Here is a 16,553-nt window from a genome sequence, read left to right as displayed (position 1 = left end):
GTCTTGTGTCTTGATACTGAAGTCTTGTTACTGAATAAATCCCACCGAAACCGTATCAAAACTTCCTTCATCAATCAAGATAAAGGCTCCGTTTGGCTTTGCCTCATGGTAAGCATCAAAATGAATCGCTTTACTCAGTTTGAAATGCACCTTCCCGATATCATTGAGCTTCAATTGATCGCTATCTTCAGTTCCTGAAAAGTCTGCGTGAACCTTCGCCTCGATGCGCTCCACTTTAGCCAAAACCCGATTGACACCATGTTGCAGTGTGTATTTTTGACCGACTTGGAGAGGTTTTGAATTGACTTGACAGACAGTAGCCGAAACAAGCTTTTCACTTTTCGGAGCCTCTCCGCTTTTTACGATCATATCCCCCCGGCTACAATCCACCTCATCTGTAAGTGTGAGTACAATGGAGGAACCCGGAGAAGCCGATTCCAATTCCTGATCAAAGAAATGTATGCTTTTGATCGTGGATTCAGTCCCTGAAGGAAGCAGGGTAACCCGGTCCCCAACACTCAGGGAATTACCATATAACTTTCCCGAAAACCCTCGGAAATCATGATAGGCTTCAGTTTTTGGTCGGATGACCAATTGTACTGGAAATCTCGCTGCCGTACTTTCCTGAAGATCTTCCGGTTCCAATACTTCGAGATGATCCAAAAGTGTATTTCCTACATACCAAGGCATGTGTTCAGACTTTCGGGTTACATTTTCTCCTTTCAAAGCAGAAAGAGGGATAAAGGTGATTTGCTCCTCCTCAAAGTCACTTTTTACTACCAAAGCATCAAAATCCGACTTGATTTTCAAAAAGACATCTTCGTTGTAATCCACCAAATCCATTTTATTGATAGCTACCACCACATGGCTCATTCGGAGCAGGTTGGCAATAAAAAAGTGTCGATAAGTCTGCTCGATTACCCCTTTCCGGGCATCGATCAGGATGATGGCGACTTGAGAAGTCGAGGCTCCTGTGACCATGTTTCGGGTGTACTCCACATGACCCGGGGTATCGGCTACGATGAAGTTGGTCTTATCGGTATTGAAGTAAATATGTGCTACGTCGATGGTAATTCCCTGCTCGCGTTCTGCAACCAAGCCATCGGTCGCTAGCGAAAAGTCCAAGTAATCGTAACCCCGCTGCTTACTACTTCTTTCAATAGCCTCGATTTTGTCCGTCGTCAAGGAATGCGTGTCATAAAGCAAACGACCAATCAGCGTGCTTTTGCCATCATCTACCGACCCGGCAGTGGCGATTTTGATGAGTTTTCGGTTTTGTATGTCCATTTTATCTTCTTTTTGAAATACGGTGGAAATAGTTTGAAATAAGCCTCACTGCGTTCGGCGAAATATTAGCCATTGGTTCAAGCCAAGTATTTCGTCCCGCTTGCGGGACCTATTTCTATCGTATTTCAATGGTGTTTCTATTTTATTTAAAGATTGCTTCGTCGTCCCCGACATTCGTACGGGGCAGGCTGTTCCTCCTTTTCGCAATGACGCTCCAAATCAAAAATATCCTACCTTCTTCCTCGTTTCCATCGCCGCTTCTGATCGCTTATCGTCGATTCTTGCTCCCCGCTCGGATATGCTGGATTCCCGAATTTCAGCAACCACATCATCCAGGGAAGTCGCTTCTGAGAGCACCGCCGCGGTACAAGTCATATCTCCGACGGTCCTGAATCGAACCCATTTTTCAATGACTTTTTCATGAGGCTCTCGGTAGACATGCTCATTGGCGGTCCAGATCAAGCCATCGCGGAAAAACACTTCCCGCTTATGGGCAAAGTAGATGCTAGGGATTGAAATATTCTCCGTTCGGATATATTCCCAAACGTCCAACTCAGTCCAATTGGAAATCGGAAATACACGGACATTTTGCCCCACCTGAATCTTCCCATTGAGCATATCGAAAAGCTCCGGACGCTGATTTTTTTCATCCCATTGGCCAAAATCATCCCTCACGGAAAATACCCGCTCTTTAGCCCGGGCTTTTTCCTCATCTCTTCTTGCCCCACCGATACAAGCGTCAAATTTAAATTCCTCGATCGCATCAAGCAGCGTAGTAGTCTGAAGGGTATTTCGGCTGGCATAGCGTCCTTTTTCTTCGCGAACTTTCCCCTGATCGATAGAGTCCTGCACTTTTCTAACGATCAACTCCAAGCCCAGTTCCTTGACAAGTTGATCCCGGAACTCAATGGTCTCAGGAAAATTATGCCCGGTATCCACATGCAAGAGTGGAAAAGGGATTTTAGCGGGGAAAAAGGCTTTTTGTGCCAATCTCACCAAGGTGATGGAATCTTTTCCCCCGGAAAAAAGCAGAACCGGACGCTCAAACTGCGCCGCCACTTCTCTCAGGATATGGATCGATTCTGCTTCTTTGGGATTAGGTATGAATAGGTTTGACATAGAATTTACGAGTTATGAAGTGCGATTTACGTGTTTGAGCGTCATTGCGAGGGCCCAAACGATCATTTCTTTATTACAATTTATTTTGCTGGCCCGAAGCAATCTATATCACAATTCCCCGCTTTGGAGACTGCTTCGCCCTGCGGGACTCGCAGTGACGTCAATATCAGACTTCTGCCTTCTGCAAAATGACCACAGCTATCTGGAATGCAACCCACACTCCTTTTTTGAATCTTCCCACCACCATCTTCCGGCGCGGGGATCTTCTCCGGGAAGAATGGCTCGCGTACAGGGAGCACAACCGATGCTGATGTACCCTTTGTCATGCAGCGGATTGTACGGAATCTTATACTCCTCGATGTAGGTGATCATCTGATCAAAAGACCAATCCAACAGCGGATTGTATTTCAAGATCTGATTGGCTTCATCCCATTCGATACGTTTCATGGAGGTTCGATTGGCGCTTTGCTCAGAACGAAGCCCGGTGACCCAGACCTCATTCCCGGCTAGCGCTCTTTTCAAAGGCTCCACTTTGCGTACATAGCAGCAGGATTTGCGGTTTTCGACTGACTCATAAAAGCCATTGATTCCGATATCCGTCACCAAACTTTCGACAGACTCCCGATCAGGATAGTAAACCTTGATGCGAGTCTTGTATTTGCTTTCAGTTCGTGCCAAGAGCTCCAAGGTCTCCGGAAACAATCTGCCCGTATCCAGCGAAAAGATCTGAATCGGGAGATTTTGAGAAGCGATCAACTGGGTGATCACCTGATCTTCTTGACCCAGTGAAGTCGAAAAAACTACTTTCCCAGGAAAGAGGTCCGCGATCAGCGCTAAGCCTTCAACAGCGCTTAATTGATCTAAACGGCTCTCAAGGTCTTGCATATTCTTTTTCTGCATCTGCTGTTTTGGTTTTGGTGGCGGACTCCCAGACCCGCTCATGGAGATAGTAGAGTAAAATCTTCGAGATCACCTCCACCGAACCGATAGACAAGGCCATCGTCAACTGACCGGTGATAATGAATGAAATGATGATGGTATCTAAGGTTCCGACGATTCGCCAGGAAATGGACTTCAGCAAGCTTTTCAGATTGCTGTCTTTCCCGGGCTTGGTTTCGAATACCTTCTTAAGAGGTTGGTCTAGAATCATGCGTTTTTCACGAATTGTGAAAGCAAAAGTATATAAACCCTATCTTTTTTATAGACTTTATAGGGAAAAAATTTTGTTAAGTTTTTAAAATATCTTCTAAAGTCTTGTTTTCCAGTATTTTAAGCGTCTCATCACGAACTTGAATCATGACCTTATTGATGCCGCAAGTGGCCTCGTCCTTGCATTCGGAGCAAGGTTCGTAGTAGTTGAGGCTGACACAGGGAAGCAAGGCAATGGGTCCATCAAGGAGTCGAATGACTTTGGATAGCGGAATTTCCTTGGGATCTTTGATCAGGTAGTAGCCACCTCCCTTTCCTTTTTTACTGCCGAGGATACCGGCCTTTTTGAGTTCGAGCAGAATATTCTCCAGAAACTTATGGGAGATCCCATGCTCTTCGGCAATATCATGGATCAGAACGGTTTTTTCATCCCGATGCTTGCCGAGGTAAGTCAGGGCGTGTAGGGCGTACTTGGTCTTTTTGGAAAGCATAAACAAAAATAAGCCAATTCTTGGAATAGCCTAGTACGGGAGTGGGGAATAAAAAATCCCCGTCGATTTGACGGGGATTTAGGAAAAATTTCCTTCTCAATTAAATTGGTTTTACTTCGAGGTCTCTGAGACCTCAAAGGTTTTAAATCAACTCTACACTTCGCTTCACAAAGGCAGTCAGATCTTTTCCAGTCAGCAAGCCTTGAGAAAGCTTAGCTAGATCAAAAGCTTGCTTGGCGAGTTGCAATTGGGCTTCTTCGCCTTCTGCTTTCAGAATCTTGTCCACTACGGGATGGTTTCCATTAATCGCCACTTTGTAGCTATCCGGCATCTGTCCATAGAAGCTCATCGGACCTCCACCGCCCGTCTGGGCCATGTCCTTCATTCTTCTCATCCACTCTTCCATGGTGATGGTGACCGGCATTTCCTCCGGGCTAAGTCCTTCGATCTCTACCGAGTAGGACTTGTTATCGATCGCTTTTTCGAAGAGTTCCTTCACCTGCTTGCTTTGATCTTCGGTGAGCAAGTTGGCATAAGAATCTTCTTTCTGAATCAGCTTTTCCACCACATCGGCATCCACACGCTTCAATTGGGTTTTGTCGAGCTTGGTTTCGATATGCTGAATAAAGTGGCTATCGATCGGCGAATCCAAAACTAACACATCGTAATCTTTCTTATTGGCCGAGGCGATAAAGCTATCCTGCTTATCTACATCTGTGGCGTATAAGAAAATCGTCTGATCGTCTTTATTGGTCTGAATGGCTTTGACTTTCTCGGTGTATTCGTCAAGGGTAAAGTATTCGTCCTTGGTGTTTTTTAGCAGAGTAAATTCCTTACCTTTCTCGTAGAACTTATCCTCCGAGATCATACCGTATTTCACGAAAAGGCCAATGTCATTCCACTTAGCCTCATAGGCTTTCCGGTCTTTTTTATACAGTTCGGAAAGTTTGTCAGCTACCTTTTTGGTGATGTAGTTATTGATCTTCTTCACATTACCATCCGCCTGCAAAAAGCTTCGCGATACGTTCAATGGAATATCCGGAGAATCAATTACCCCGTGAAGCAACATCAAAAACTCAGGCACAATGTCCTTCACCTCGTCGGTTATAAATACCTGACGGCTGAAAAGCTTGATTTTATTGCGCTGCAATTCGAACTCGTTCTTCACTTTTGGGAAGTACAATACTCCGGTCAAGTTGAATGGATAGTCCACATTCAGGTGAATCCAGAAAAGCGGATCCTCGCTCATCGGATAGAGTTCCTTGTAAAAATTCAAGTAGTCCTCATCCTTCAAATCACTGGGCGACTTGGTCCAAATCGGGGAAGTGGTATTGATGATATTGTCCACTTCGACGGATTTCCACTTCTTCTCACCTTTGTCATCGACACCGTCCTCTACGGATTCGCTCTTGGTGCCAAACTTGATCGGAACAGGCAGGAATTTGCAGTATTTGTCCAGAATTCCCTGCAGCTTCCACTTGTCGAGAAACTCTTCTGAGTCCTCGTTGATGTGAAGAATGATATCTGTACCGCGAGTCTTGCGTTTGCCTTTTTTGATCTCAAATTCGGTCGAACCATCACAGGTCCAAATGGCAGGTTCGGCCCCGTCTTGATAGGAAAGCGTATGGATTTCTACATTTTTGGCCACCATAAAGGCAGAATAGAATCCCAAACCAAACTTACCGATGATTTCATTGGCATCTTTGGCGTCTTTGAACTTCTCCACAAACTCAGTCGCACCGGAGAAGGCGATCTGATTGATGTACTTTTTGATCTCCTCTGCTGTCATCCCAAGACCTTTGTCCGAGATGGTGATGGTTTTCTTTTTCTCATCGAAGGAAACCTCCACGGTGATATCACCCAATTCGCCTTTGTACTGACCCAATGTCGCCAAACGCTTGATTTTCTGAGTAGCATCGACGGCATTGGAAACCAATTCGCGAAGAAAAATCTCATGATCTGAGTAGAGGAATTTTTTGATAATGGGGAAAATGTTCTCGGTATGAATCGAGATGGTACCTTTTTCCTGCATGGTATAAATCGTTTTAGTGAATACAATTATTGACTATTGGGAATTATCAATGCCTGTTCCAATTGAGAAAAAGTGACAAGATGGCAGACAATGAAATACATAGTTATTGGAAATACGATTGAAACACGCATCGCGAAATATACCTCACTTCGTTCGGTGAAATAACGGAGGTTTCGCCTCGGTCTGTGTCTCCAAACACCTAAAAGCTGTAGTAGAGTCTTCTCTATAAAGACACAGAAGACGGCAACTGAAAAAAGAGCAAAGTATCAAATCGATCATCAGGAAATTTTCTGTTTTGGTAAATAAAATGATGGTATTCGTTATCTCCGAAATCAGCGGGAATAAAAGGGCTAGTATCCTGGAGTTCTCTCTTTTGGCTTAGGACCGCCACAGACTGGGACCCTATGGTAGGATCGTCTGTGGTATCAATGAAGGCTAATTTTTTTATTCAGGATTTTGAAAAAAATGCCTAATTACTCAAAAATCAATTTACTAACATTGATTTATCAACAAACAACAAAATAATAGTTATGAAATATACGCATGCTAAAATATTTAAAATTTTATATAAAATAATTTTTGGATTATATAATTAACTTAATTTATATTCGAGCGATTTTAAATAATTTATAATCAATAATAAAAAAGCTGAATTTTATATTTCATTTATATAATTACAAAAAACATTTTACAAGACATGAAATCAAAACATAACAGTAAAATAAATGCTTTGCTACTCGCAGCGTTTATGACAGCTACGATTTTTGCATGTAATGATCCGATTGAAAACCCGTCGGACCCAACTGTACTTATCAATACCAACTCCGATGAGTTGAGTCAACGTCTAAGCCTTGAGGGCGGAGGCGTGATAGGAATCACCGCTCCATCTAATCCTTCGGGGAGAGTTTTGGATGATGATGATGCTGAGAAAATATCTCTTGTACTTGTATCCCAAGCTTCCTCTCCAGTATATGAAGGCAATACACTACAGGCCACCCATGTAGATATTGATGATGAGTACGCTTATGTGGCGTACAATACTGCCGGACCGACATTTCTTGGCGCTGTAGAAATCATAGATATTTCTGATGCCTACAAACCAAAGATAGTCTCACAAGTGATTTTCAAGCATGCTGATGTCAGCGCAGTAGAATATCGAGACGGGTTATTGTTCCTAGCCATGGGAATGGATATCGATCAGATGGATGTCGATGGCCCTGCCAATCTTGGAGTGGTAAGTGTCTCTGATGGACAGTTTACTTCTGATTTCCGATATTTTTCAGTCCCTGGATTTGTGGCCACTGATGTCACTGCCAGCAGTCAGTTTACCGCTATTGTCAGTGGTAGCGATGGTGCCTTGACACTTTTTGACCGGAGCTTTGTCAAACTTGAAGAGCGTGAAAGCGGTGACTTGAGAAGTGTTGCCCACGAAGACAATCGCATTGCAATTTTGGATGGAACGTCGGGAGCTTTAGTTCTTAATGCCAACTCATTGAGCGAGGTTAGTAGCATCAATACCGAGTCAGATGAAGCCCAAGCCAAGCGAACTATCGATATTGAAGACGGGTATCTTTATATCGCAAAGGGAAGAAATGGAGCCGGTATCTATCGAATGTCAAATGGTCAGGAAGAAAGCCTAGTTGCTATTCCCATCAACCCAGAGAATGTAGAGCCGGGTGATGTGGTTACAAATGCTGTTTCTGTGGACGATGAGCTACTATTCATGGCAAACGGGGCTGCGGGAATCTCTATCGCCGATGTAGACGATGAGGATGATATAGAACTGTATGGAGTTTTGGATCTTGACGGTTCGTCAAATTTCGTCCGTTTTGAGGACGAGTTTATCTTCGTGGCTACAGGAAATGGAGGTATTCAAATTCTAAAAATCAAAAAGTATGATGATGACGACGACGATGAGGATGATGAAGGCTCAGGAGTTAGTTGCGAAGGCTTGGATCCTTATCGTGGAAATTCCAATCTCAACATCAACGGAAATGAAAAAGCAGCCTATAGCGGTTCTGCTCAATTGAAAAATGTAAATATCGGCGGGGAGTTTCTATTCTGTGGATCCTTGGCCATTGAGAATAACCTCAATATCAATAGCAATGGATTGATGCATGTAGTAGGATCCTTTGCCTTTGGCCAGTATCGCAAAAACACCAGCATCAATGTTAATAGTAATTCAACACTTCGATTGACAGGAAGCACGGTAATCTACGGCGATTTGAGACTAAATAGCGGAGCTACCTTAGAGTTTGTCGGTGAAGATAATGTCATCACCATCTACGGTGATGTTCAAATCAATAGCGGTGCAAGAGTAATTGGAGATTTTAAAGACACCGAAGGAAAGCTGGACTAAAGCATTTCATTAAATCTGCAAAATCCCGTTTTGGGCAGGAATTCAATTCTGTTCAAAACGGGATTTTTTTATCAAAGAAATGGTTTAGATCCTCCAAAAGGACGATTACTCCTCGTCTTCTTTCCGAACCGGTATAGCCGGCTGTCCCAGTCCAACCGAACCCTTGAGGCCACTTAGAGTAGCTTTCCACCAAGTGCTGAACACAAACTTTGTCGTGTCTCTTTTGAAGTAAATATCAGATAGAACCGTATTCCCGAAAAGTTTCCGCGGGTTGTTATTTTTGATCAAGGTATTCCCCAGAAAACTCATTAAGGCCAGCTTGCCTTTTCCTTTTTCCAAAGTCAGTGAGTCCAGAAAATCAATTTTCAAATCCTCATAATGAAAGCGCATTTTTCCGATAGCTTCATCATCATCTAGCCGAAAACTCCAATCTCCCATCACTACACGGGCATCTTCTCGAGTATTTAGAAATGCCCCTTTTGCCAATATCCCATTCAACTTTTCCAAAGGCATAGCACCGAGCTGCAGCGTTACATCCATGGGATAGGGATCTTCGAAAAATAGACGGCTTTGAAGATTGATTTCCCCCTCTCCCATCAGCTTAGCAGTTGCAATCAAATCCAATTCCTTCAATGGGTATGATGATCCTTCAGTACTGGTAGCTGCCGGCGCGATTCCTGCGGCCACTTCCTCAAAGACTATCTGTCCGGGAAGCTGAGAACCTTCCGTAAATTCCTGGTAGCGGATTCGACCATTCTCTAAAACCACTGTATCCAAAAGTACCGATACAGGTGCTTGACTTAGCAAAACCTGAGGCATGGGTTTATAGACATTTTCTGGCAATGGAAGTCGCTTATCGCGGAAAATATCCAGTCGAAAATCATCGCCTCTGAATTTCCTAGCTTTAATCAGCCCATCCACAAAGTAGGCAGAATAGTCAATCCCTTCTATTCTAAGCCGGTCGATATTTAAATCTACCGCATCCGTTTGGAAGCCTTTTTCTCTCAAATAGGCATAGCGCCCCATAGTCGGCGCATAGCGAACCTGATCCATTTCAAAATTCTCTCCATCAAAAACTACTTTTCCCACACGAATAGACTCCATACTGTCTTTGGTGAAAATCTCATAATCCCCGAATGAAAGAAAAGATTTACTTTCTAAAAGTGATTCAAGGATCTTTACATCCCCCATTTGGGTCAGATTCCAATTCAATGCATTGATTTCTGCATTGACCTCATTGAAGCCTAGTCCATTGATCGCTCCCGTGTTTAGGTCTTCAATTTTTATTTGTCCTTCTTGTATTTCTATGGACTGAAGGAGAATGGACTGGATCAAACCTACCGAATCAGCTTCATTTGATTTGAATTCTTTCTTGATCTTTGGAGCATCTTTGTCCCGAATGACACTTAGCTTAGGTTGAGAGATACGAAGCTTTTCAATATCAAATACACCGGTTTCCTGAATGAGACTCAAATCATTATTGGAAATACCGATTTCAGCTATGCTACCTTCCAGAAAAAAGGGCGTTTTATTCAAGCGATCGATCGGAGCTATCGTGATGCCAGAAAGAACAGTCTCATCTTTTTCACTATCAAAAGAAAGATTGGAAAATACCAGTTGATGAATACTATCTGGGAGATTGAATTGAAACTCATTGAGAGAAATGGCCAACTGTCCGAAGAGCTGAGAAGCATCACGCCTCAGGTCCATCTCTTCACCTAAATTCAAATCCTGAATAGACAGATCAAAATCAGTATTGATGGATTGCTCCCCCCTTTGCCCGTACCGATAGAGCAGGTTAAAATTAGAATTAGTGGCAATTACTTCCTCTATGCTTACCTCCTTTAGCACCCTTCTTTCGCTTCTCGCTTGGTTTCTTCTTGCCTGTTCGCCCGCATTGCGAATATAATCCGGATTAACTTCCAAATTAATCGAGCTTCCATTCACCCGAAGACGATTGAGCTCAAGACGATCATTGAATAAAAAATCTTCTAGATCTACCCCATCGAACTCCACCATCGGAAGCTGCAAGGACAAGGCGATTTTACTGGAAAGATTTTCACCTGGAATGAGTGTCAGTGTATCGATTGAAAGACGCTTTTTCTTGGTATCAAATTGAAGGTGATTAGTCGTCACATCATAATCACCCTGGGCTAGAACAAAGGAGTAATCCGCCAAATCAAGAATGATTTCATCAGAAAAGAAGGTTTTAGAAGTATCGTTTTCCATTCCTTCTTCGAAGTAAAAATTCTTCAGGTAAAGGGATAGATCCTCTTCGGAAAAACTGATTTCCCTTCTTCCAGAAAAATCAAAAAAGTCAAGCTTCCCTTCTTCAAATCGGACCGAATCAATAGAAACTGACCTGAAATAAGAAGAAAGAAGTCCCTGAAAATCATCCACAGAACTTGGCCCGTCCCCTCGGGAAGATTCAGATGTTTTTCGATATTTTCTATAGTCAAACTCGGGGCCAAGGACAAAAATCTCTCTTATATCCAATCTCTCTTCCAGCAGGGCTGCCCTGATATCAACTCCTCTAACCTGAAAGCTGGGAACCTTGAAATTTAATGCAACACTTTTACCATAGGCATCCAAAACATCCGAAATATTCTCAGGATTTTCCGGTCTCAAGGTAAAGTCTTTTAACTCAATCAAGTCACGCTTCGAATCGACAATCACCTCCCCTGCTTCGAAAACGTGAAGATTATCCCGAAGCTTGAGTCGATACTTATCCAAACTCAAGACCACTTCTTCAGCCAGAAAGGCATCTTGGATTTCAAGCACGGAATCCAGTGACACTTTGACATCCTCAAGGCTCAAACTGATACGCTCAAAGGCTACATCATCCGATCTTAATCCTGTTGCATTCTTGAATTGGACCCGACCATCAATCAAGTCAAAATTCCCAATATTTGCCTCTGACAAATACCCTTCCCAGATATTCCTCCTCACTTTTTTGACTTCATCTGAGCTAGCCTTTCGTAGATCCGTGATTTCCACTTCAGGTGCGACTAAGGCAATTCGATCTACATCCAATATCCCCTCGTTGTAGAGCTTTTTCAATTCAGCAGCCTCCATCTCCACGGTCTCAAGCTTGATATCAAACCGCTGATTGGGAACTATGTCAGAGTTTATTTCCTGCCTCTCGACTAGCTCAAATCCTGACACCTCGATTCGGTCCAAAAAGGAACTAGCCATTACTTTCTCACCCCGAATTAGGTGATAATCATCCGATAGGTAAAGGACAAATCCCCCCAATTCCATGGCAGCATCTTTCCCATAAAAAAATTGATTCTGTCTTCTCTCCTGATTCTCACCTAGATAGAATTCAACCATCTTGAACTCTACTTGGCCTGCCTCTATCCGGTTATGAAGACTATCCAAAAGTCCCCCAGTCAAAAAATCACCCTCGCGAACAGACAGTTCTTTTATATAAATAGACTTAAGCAACCCATCAATCAATTCATTGAGGTCACCACTCTTTTGGACACTTTTCCCGAGATTTTCATTTCTGGTAACTTGAACGGAGGGCATGTTTAGAATAACCTCATCAATTTCCAGCTCAGATTGTCTGAAAGCACGGTTTAAATCCACATTCCCTATCCGTAATTCATCAAGGAAAAGCTCATAATAGACAGGCGCGTCTATAGTTTTATCAGGTTTTAGGGAAAACTTCTCAACTGAAATACGGCTATCCAATGAGGTAACAAAGGCTTTTTCGGCAAAAATGGTATGAACCTTATCCGGCAGTGAAAACTCCACTTGTTCCAGTTCAAACTCAAAACCTTTGGCATTGAACGGGGTAAGCCAGTCTCCAGATTCGCTCCAATCCACATCAAATACATGGAGACTGGTATTCTTGGCATTGATGGATTTTTTACTGAGAAAGTTAAAAAAGAACAAGTCTGCGTCGGCGATCAAGATTTCATCGATAATCACCCCACCAAAGATCAACTTATCAATACTCTTTTTGATTTCATTTTCAAGTCGGCGTACTGCTGACACTTCTTCTTGGTCCAGAGAATCGCTTTCTTCCAATTCAGGAGGAAGTTGAAGTGAAAGATTCGGATTCTCAAGACGAATATTTCCTACTTCCAGGATTTTTTGATCCCAATCAAACCAGAGATTACTAATTCCCAATTCATCCAATTGAAAATCAAACAAGACTTGATTTTCATTGGCAGCAGTATTGGGATCCGGACGAAGGACGATCCCATTTAGGAATACTCCACGTCGAAACAGTGAAAAATTCAAACGATTAAACTCTACCTGATAGACTCCCCCTGTTGCTTCATTAACTTTTGTCCGCGCCCAATTAAGAAAAAGGAGATTGGAACCGAAATAAAAAAAGAACTCCAAAAAGAGAAGACTGAGCAGGAGATAGATCAAAAACCGCAAAACCCGCTTACGCCGAGGATGATGGCTGAGTTTATCTCGTATTCCTTTGATCATGCTGATGTATTTTGTGAAAAATAACTAAATCCGCTCTAAAAATTAAAAAAGCAGCAATTTCTTGCTGCTTTTTGCTGTAGGAGAAGGATTCGAACCTCCACGGAGCAGTTAGGCGATAGTCCGGTTTGAGCCATGCTTTTTCCCTTATCTCCACCCCCGAGACAGGAGGGCTTGTCTGCCAATTTCAACATCCTACAGGATTATATCTTGGTGACCTTTGGTCATTTAATTCAGAAAAGAAGCGGCGAATAACTTACAGTCGAAAAAGTCGTCTGTCTCCATTGCTTACGCGCCGCTTTTCAAGTATAGATCGCATCGTTTTGCGATATTTCAATTGCTAACTCTTGATGATTCAAAATTAATAAAATGATCCTTTTATTACCCTTTTTGCAAAAATTTTTCTAATTTTTTACATTATTTTTATTTAATAGCTGTTTTTGATATAGTTTCAAAAATAGAATATCTAAAAATCAAAGCTTCATTAACAAATCTTCAATTCAACTAAGAAATCTGAGACCTAGGGGCAAAAAAAAAACCATGAAAAACAATTTCATGGTTTTAATCAATTAACAATAAACCCAAAATAACCTGCTGTAGGAGAAGGATTCGAACCTCCACGGAGAAGTTAGGCATTCACGAGCTCGATAAATGCTTTGTCCTTTCATCTCCACCCCCGAGACAGGAGGGCTTGTCTGCCAATTTCAACATCCTACAGTATGATACTAGAACTTTTAGCCGTTTGACTGTTTCAAATATACAGCAAAAGGATTCTTTTTTGAAAATAATCTAAAAATTTTATAAAAAATTTACATTTTATTTAATGAAATCGTTTTAAATATATCAATTCGTTAAAATTGAAACTGATTCCAGTCTTATTTTTGACTTATTTTCAATGAATATTTTTTATAGAAATGGGGTATTCATTCAGATCGATATCAGATTCTGGGCACCAACTCGCTAATTATCATCTAGATACGGGAGGTTTTAATAAGAGGGATTACTAAGAAAAATCAGATTTTTAAAAAATCAACAGCCTATTCATATTGTACATAATGCTCCCACTTAGCTAATACAGCCGAAAAATCTTCCGGTAGTGGCGCTTCGAAATACATGTTCTCTCCAGTACGGGGATGCTTGAAGCCTAAGGACTTTGCATGAAGAGCTTGTCTTGGCATGATTTGAAAACAATTCTCTACGAAAGACTTATACTTTGAAAACTGAGTCCCTTTCCGGATTTTATCCCCACCATACATTGCATCGCTGAATAAGGGATGCCCCAGATATTTCATGTGAGCACGGATTTGATGTGTTCTTCCGGTTTCGAGCTGACAGGAAATCAAACTGACATAACGTAGATTATTGATTACTTCCCAATGGGTTACGGCATGTTTTCCCTGACTTCCATCAGGAAAGACGTCCATTATTTTCCGGTCTTTGGCACTTCTTCCTACATGGCCGGTGATGGTCCCTGACTTCTCCTCCATCTCGCCCCAGACTAAGGCTATGTATTTTCGCTCAATGGTATGATGATAAAACTGCGCCGCAAGATGCGTCATGGCCTCTTCTTTCTTCGCGATCACCAGAAGGCCAGAGGTATCCTTATCGATTCGATGAACCAATCCGGGTCGGCCCACATTCCCCTTCATCTCGGGAAGTTGCTGAAAATGATAAACCAGCCCATTCACCAATGTACCCGACCAGTTGCCATGTGCTGGATGAACTACCATTCCGGCAGGTTTATTGACTACCAGCAAATCCGTATCTTCGTAGACGATATCCAAGGGAATATTTTCAGGAATTACCTCGGTATCCCGTGGTTCTTGTGGAAACATGACTCGGATCTCATCCAGTGGCTTGATCTTGTAATTTGCTTTGGTAGATTGGCCATTGACAAGCACGAAGCTATTGTCTATGGCCTGCTGCACTTTATTACGCGTTGCGAAAGCCACTTTCTCGGTGAGGAATTTGTCAATACGGATCGGAGATTGTCCTTTGTCTACCTTGATATGGTAATGTTCGTAAAGGGCTGCTACTTCCTCGTCCTCAAATTCCTCTTCGGGTTGCTGATTCATCCTGTAAAAATACACGGAAGTAACTTAACTTTCTCAAAATTCAAGTATGCTAAGGCCCAATCCCATTGTTAATCAGCCTTTAGATCATCCTCTTTTAGAAGAAAAAGGGATCGAACTATCCATTAAACGCTTGGACTTGATCCATGACTTGGTACCAGGAAATAAATTTTTCAAGCTCAAATACAACTTAGCAAAAGCTCAAGCTGAAGATCATCATACACTCCTAACCTTTGGCGGTGCTTATTCCAATCATATTCATGCAGTATCCCAAGCGGCATTTGCTCTTGGGATAAAATCTATTGGTATCATTCGTGGTGAAGAAACTTTACCGTTAAATCCTACCCTGAAAGCTGCTACAGAAAAAGGGATGCAGCTTCACTACGTGAATCGAGAAGATTTTAGAAGAAAAAAGGAGGAGGGTTTCATCAAGGGTTTGAAGAAAAAGTTTGGGGAATTTTATCTTATTCCGGAGGGTGGAACCAATGCAGAAGCCATACGAGGCACCAGTGACATACTTTCGGATGAGGATGAAAGCTTTACTCATATCGGAACTTCTATTGGTACTGCAGGTACCTTCTTGGGTTTGATTCAATCAGCTAGCCTTGGACAAAAAATTTTGGGTTTCTCCGCTTTGAAGGGTGAATTCATTCACAAAGAAGTGGCTGATCTGAGTAAGATGTTTGAGGTTGATCTTAGCAATCAAAATCAAATATTCACGGACTACCATTTTGGTGGCTATGCCAAATACAGACAATCCCTAATCGATTTTATTTGGTGGTTTTATGAGACATTCGGGATAATCATTGATCCAATTTACACCGGAAAGATGCTTACAGGGATTTGGGACTTGATTGGAAAGGGTTATTTCCCGAGAGGGTCAAAAATTTTAGCCATTCACTCGGGTGGCTTACAGGGAAATGAAGGGTTTACTTTTCAAACAGGAATCAAGCTCCCTACTCTTTCAAGGTAAAATAGTCCTCAGACTCTTCCGGGTGAATTTCCAAGACATTTGCCAAAACCAATCTCACCAAGGTTTTACTGGCTAGAAATTTTGGAAGCTTCGCCTCTCTGATGTATTCGCGAAGGGTTACTTTTCCATTTTCTCCCAAAACCCGCATCAGCTTTTCCTCTTTTGGGCCGTAAGTAAAAACAATATCTCGCTGATGATGTCGACGTTTGAGAATTTCCCAGACTTCCCGACTGGCCTGCACACTTCTGTCTTCGACCCGGATGTAGGCTTTTTTCCGATTTCCATCCATTAAGTGGTAAGCATTACCATTACTTTTTGGGATATCAAAAATAGCCACTCCCTTCTTCTCGTTGATTTTGATCATCTCCACTTCATACTCAAAGCTGGGGAGAATATAATCTTGAATAGCCCGCTTTAAGACAAACACTTCCTCTTCGATAAAGCGCTGCCCACTGACTGTCCCATCATCATCAACACCCAAAAGCAATTTACCGCCTTCGGTATTGGCAAGGGCAATAAGCTCCCGGACAATTTTTTCCGGAAAGGCGACCTTCTTTTTAAATTCCAGTCGAAGCCCCTCGCCCTGAGCAGCAAGTCTTTTGACCTCTTGAAGTGTCATAATGTT

Annotated in this window: 11 protein-coding genes; 2 read left to right on the top strand and 9 right to left on the bottom strand. The window is 42.4% G+C overall.

Features of this window, described 5'->3' with window-relative positions; translation table 11 throughout:
• Positions 1-27: 27 nt before the first annotated feature.
• The 6 genes from G457_RS0118355 to htpG form a co-directional block, all read right to left on the bottom strand.
• Positions 28-1,287 (bottom strand): sulfate adenylyltransferase subunit 1, encoded by a 1,260-nt coding sequence (locus G457_RS0118355; protein WP_035484267.1) that lies wholly within the window; start codon positions 1,285-1,287, stop codon positions 28-30.
• A gap of 219 nt (positions 1,288-1,506) precedes the next feature.
• The gene (cysD, locus tag G457_RS0118350) at positions 1,507-2,406 is read right to left on the bottom strand and encodes a sulfate adenylyltransferase subunit CysD (protein ID WP_026947753.1); all 900 of its coding nucleotides are present in this window, start codon (positions 2,404-2,406) and stop codon (positions 1,507-1,509) included.
• Between the two features lie 198 nt (positions 2,407-2,604).
• Positions 2,605-3,306 carry a phosphoadenylyl-sulfate reductase gene (locus G457_RS0118345; protein ID WP_026947752.1) on the bottom strand — a complete coding sequence of 234 codons (702 nt, stop codon included), beginning with the start codon at positions 3,304-3,306 and terminating at the stop codon, positions 2,605-2,607.
• Positions 3,278-3,556 (bottom strand): DUF2061 domain-containing protein, encoded by a 279-nt coding sequence (locus tag G457_RS0118340; RefSeq protein WP_026947751.1) that lies wholly within the window; start codon positions 3,554-3,556, stop codon positions 3,278-3,280. The genes G457_RS0118345 and G457_RS0118340 overlap by 29 nt, the downstream gene beginning before the upstream one ends.
• Positions 3,557-3,632: 76 nt before the next feature.
• Positions 3,633-4,046: an RrF2 family transcriptional regulator gene (locus tag G457_RS0118335; RefSeq protein ID WP_026947750.1), complete on the bottom strand. Its 414-nt coding sequence runs from the start codon at positions 4,044-4,046 to the stop codon at positions 3,633-3,635.
• 142 nt (positions 4,047-4,188) lie between these two features.
• Positions 4,189-6,078: a molecular chaperone HtpG gene (gene htpG, locus G457_RS0118330; protein WP_026947749.1), complete on the bottom strand. Its 1,890-nt coding sequence runs from the start codon at positions 6,076-6,078 to the stop codon at positions 4,189-4,191.
• A gap of 697 nt (positions 6,079-6,775) precedes the next feature.
• Between htpG and G457_RS0118325 the strand changes: the two genes are divergently transcribed.
• Complete coding sequence (locus G457_RS0118325) at positions 6,776-8,437, top strand: LVIVD repeat-containing protein (protein ID WP_248602880.1); 1,662 nt, start codon at positions 6,776-6,778, stop codon at positions 8,435-8,437.
• A 105-nt stretch (positions 8,438-8,542) separates the two neighbouring features.
• Here the strand turns inward: G457_RS0118325 and G457_RS0118320 are convergent, their stop codons facing one another.
• Both G457_RS0118320 and G457_RS0118310 read right to left on the bottom strand, forming a co-directional pair.
• Complete coding sequence (locus G457_RS0118320) at positions 8,543-12,886, bottom strand: AsmA family protein (RefSeq protein WP_026947747.1); 4,344 nt, start codon at positions 12,884-12,886, stop codon at positions 8,543-8,545.
• Between the two features lie 1,034 nt (positions 12,887-13,920).
• The gene (locus tag G457_RS0118310) at positions 13,921-14,958 is read right to left on the bottom strand and encodes an RluA family pseudouridine synthase (protein WP_026947746.1); all 1,038 of its coding nucleotides are present in this window, start codon (positions 14,956-14,958) and stop codon (positions 13,921-13,923) included.
• Positions 14,959-15,004: 46 nt separating this feature from the next.
• Here G457_RS0118310 and G457_RS0118305 point away from each other — a divergent pair, with 46 nt between their 5' ends.
• Positions 15,005-15,928: a 1-aminocyclopropane-1-carboxylate deaminase/D-cysteine desulfhydrase gene (locus G457_RS0118305; RefSeq protein ID WP_026947745.1), complete on the top strand. Its 924-nt coding sequence runs from the start codon at positions 15,005-15,007 to the stop codon at positions 15,926-15,928.
• Here G457_RS0118305 and G457_RS0118300 read toward each other — a convergent pair.
• Positions 15,912-16,547 (bottom strand): AlbA family DNA-binding domain-containing protein, encoded by a 636-nt coding sequence (locus tag G457_RS0118300; RefSeq protein WP_026947744.1) that lies wholly within the window; start codon positions 16,545-16,547, stop codon positions 15,912-15,914. The genes G457_RS0118305 and G457_RS0118300 overlap by 17 nt on opposite strands.
• Positions 16,548-16,553 lie beyond the last annotated feature (6 nt).

The sequence above is a fragment of the Algoriphagus marincola DSM 16067 genome (genome assembly GCF_000429405.1).
Taxonomy (GTDB): domain Bacteria; phylum Bacteroidota; class Bacteroidia; order Cytophagales; family Cyclobacteriaceae; genus Algoriphagus; species Algoriphagus marincola.
Note: the sequence above shows the minus strand (reverse complement) of the source record. Positions and strands in the feature narration are given on the sequence as shown.

Bases quoted from the DNA above. Each gene is read 5' to 3' on its own strand.
- G457_RS0118355 (WP_035484267.1), bottom strand. From the start codon at position 1,287: ATGGACATACAAAACCGAAAACTCATCAAAATCGCCACTGCCGGGTCG.
- cysD (WP_026947753.1), bottom strand. From the start codon at position 2,406: ATGTCAAACCTATTCATACCTAATCCCAAAGAAGCAGAATCGATCCAT.
- G457_RS0118345 (WP_026947752.1), bottom strand. From the start codon at position 3,306: ATGCAGAAAAAGAATATGCAAGACCTTGAGAGCCGTTTAGATCAATTA.
- G457_RS0118340 (WP_026947751.1), bottom strand. From the start codon at position 3,556: ATGATTCTAGACCAACCTCTTAAGAAGGTATTCGAAACCAAGCCCGGG.
- G457_RS0118335 (WP_026947750.1), bottom strand. From the start codon at position 4,046: ATGCTTTCCAAAAAGACCAAGTACGCCCTACACGCCCTGACTTACCTC.
- htpG (WP_026947749.1), bottom strand. From the start codon at position 6,078: ATGCAGGAAAAAGGTACCATCTCGATTCATACCGAGAACATTTTCCCC.
- G457_RS0118325 (WP_248602880.1), top strand. From the start codon at position 6,776: ATGAAATCAAAACATAACAGTAAAATAAATGCTTTGCTACTCGCAGCG.
- G457_RS0118320 (WP_026947747.1), bottom strand. From the start codon at position 12,886: ATGATCAAAGGAATACGAGATAAACTCAGCCATCATCCTCGGCGTAAG.
- G457_RS0118310 (WP_026947746.1), bottom strand. From the start codon at position 14,958: ATGAATCAGCAACCCGAAGAGGAATTTGAGGACGAGGAAGTAGCAGCC.
- G457_RS0118305 (WP_026947745.1), top strand. From the start codon at position 15,005: ATGCTAAGGCCCAATCCCATTGTTAATCAGCCTTTAGATCATCCTCTT.
- G457_RS0118300 (WP_026947744.1), bottom strand. From the start codon at position 16,547: ATGACACTTCAAGAGGTCAAAAGACTTGCTGCTCAGGGCGAGGGGCTT.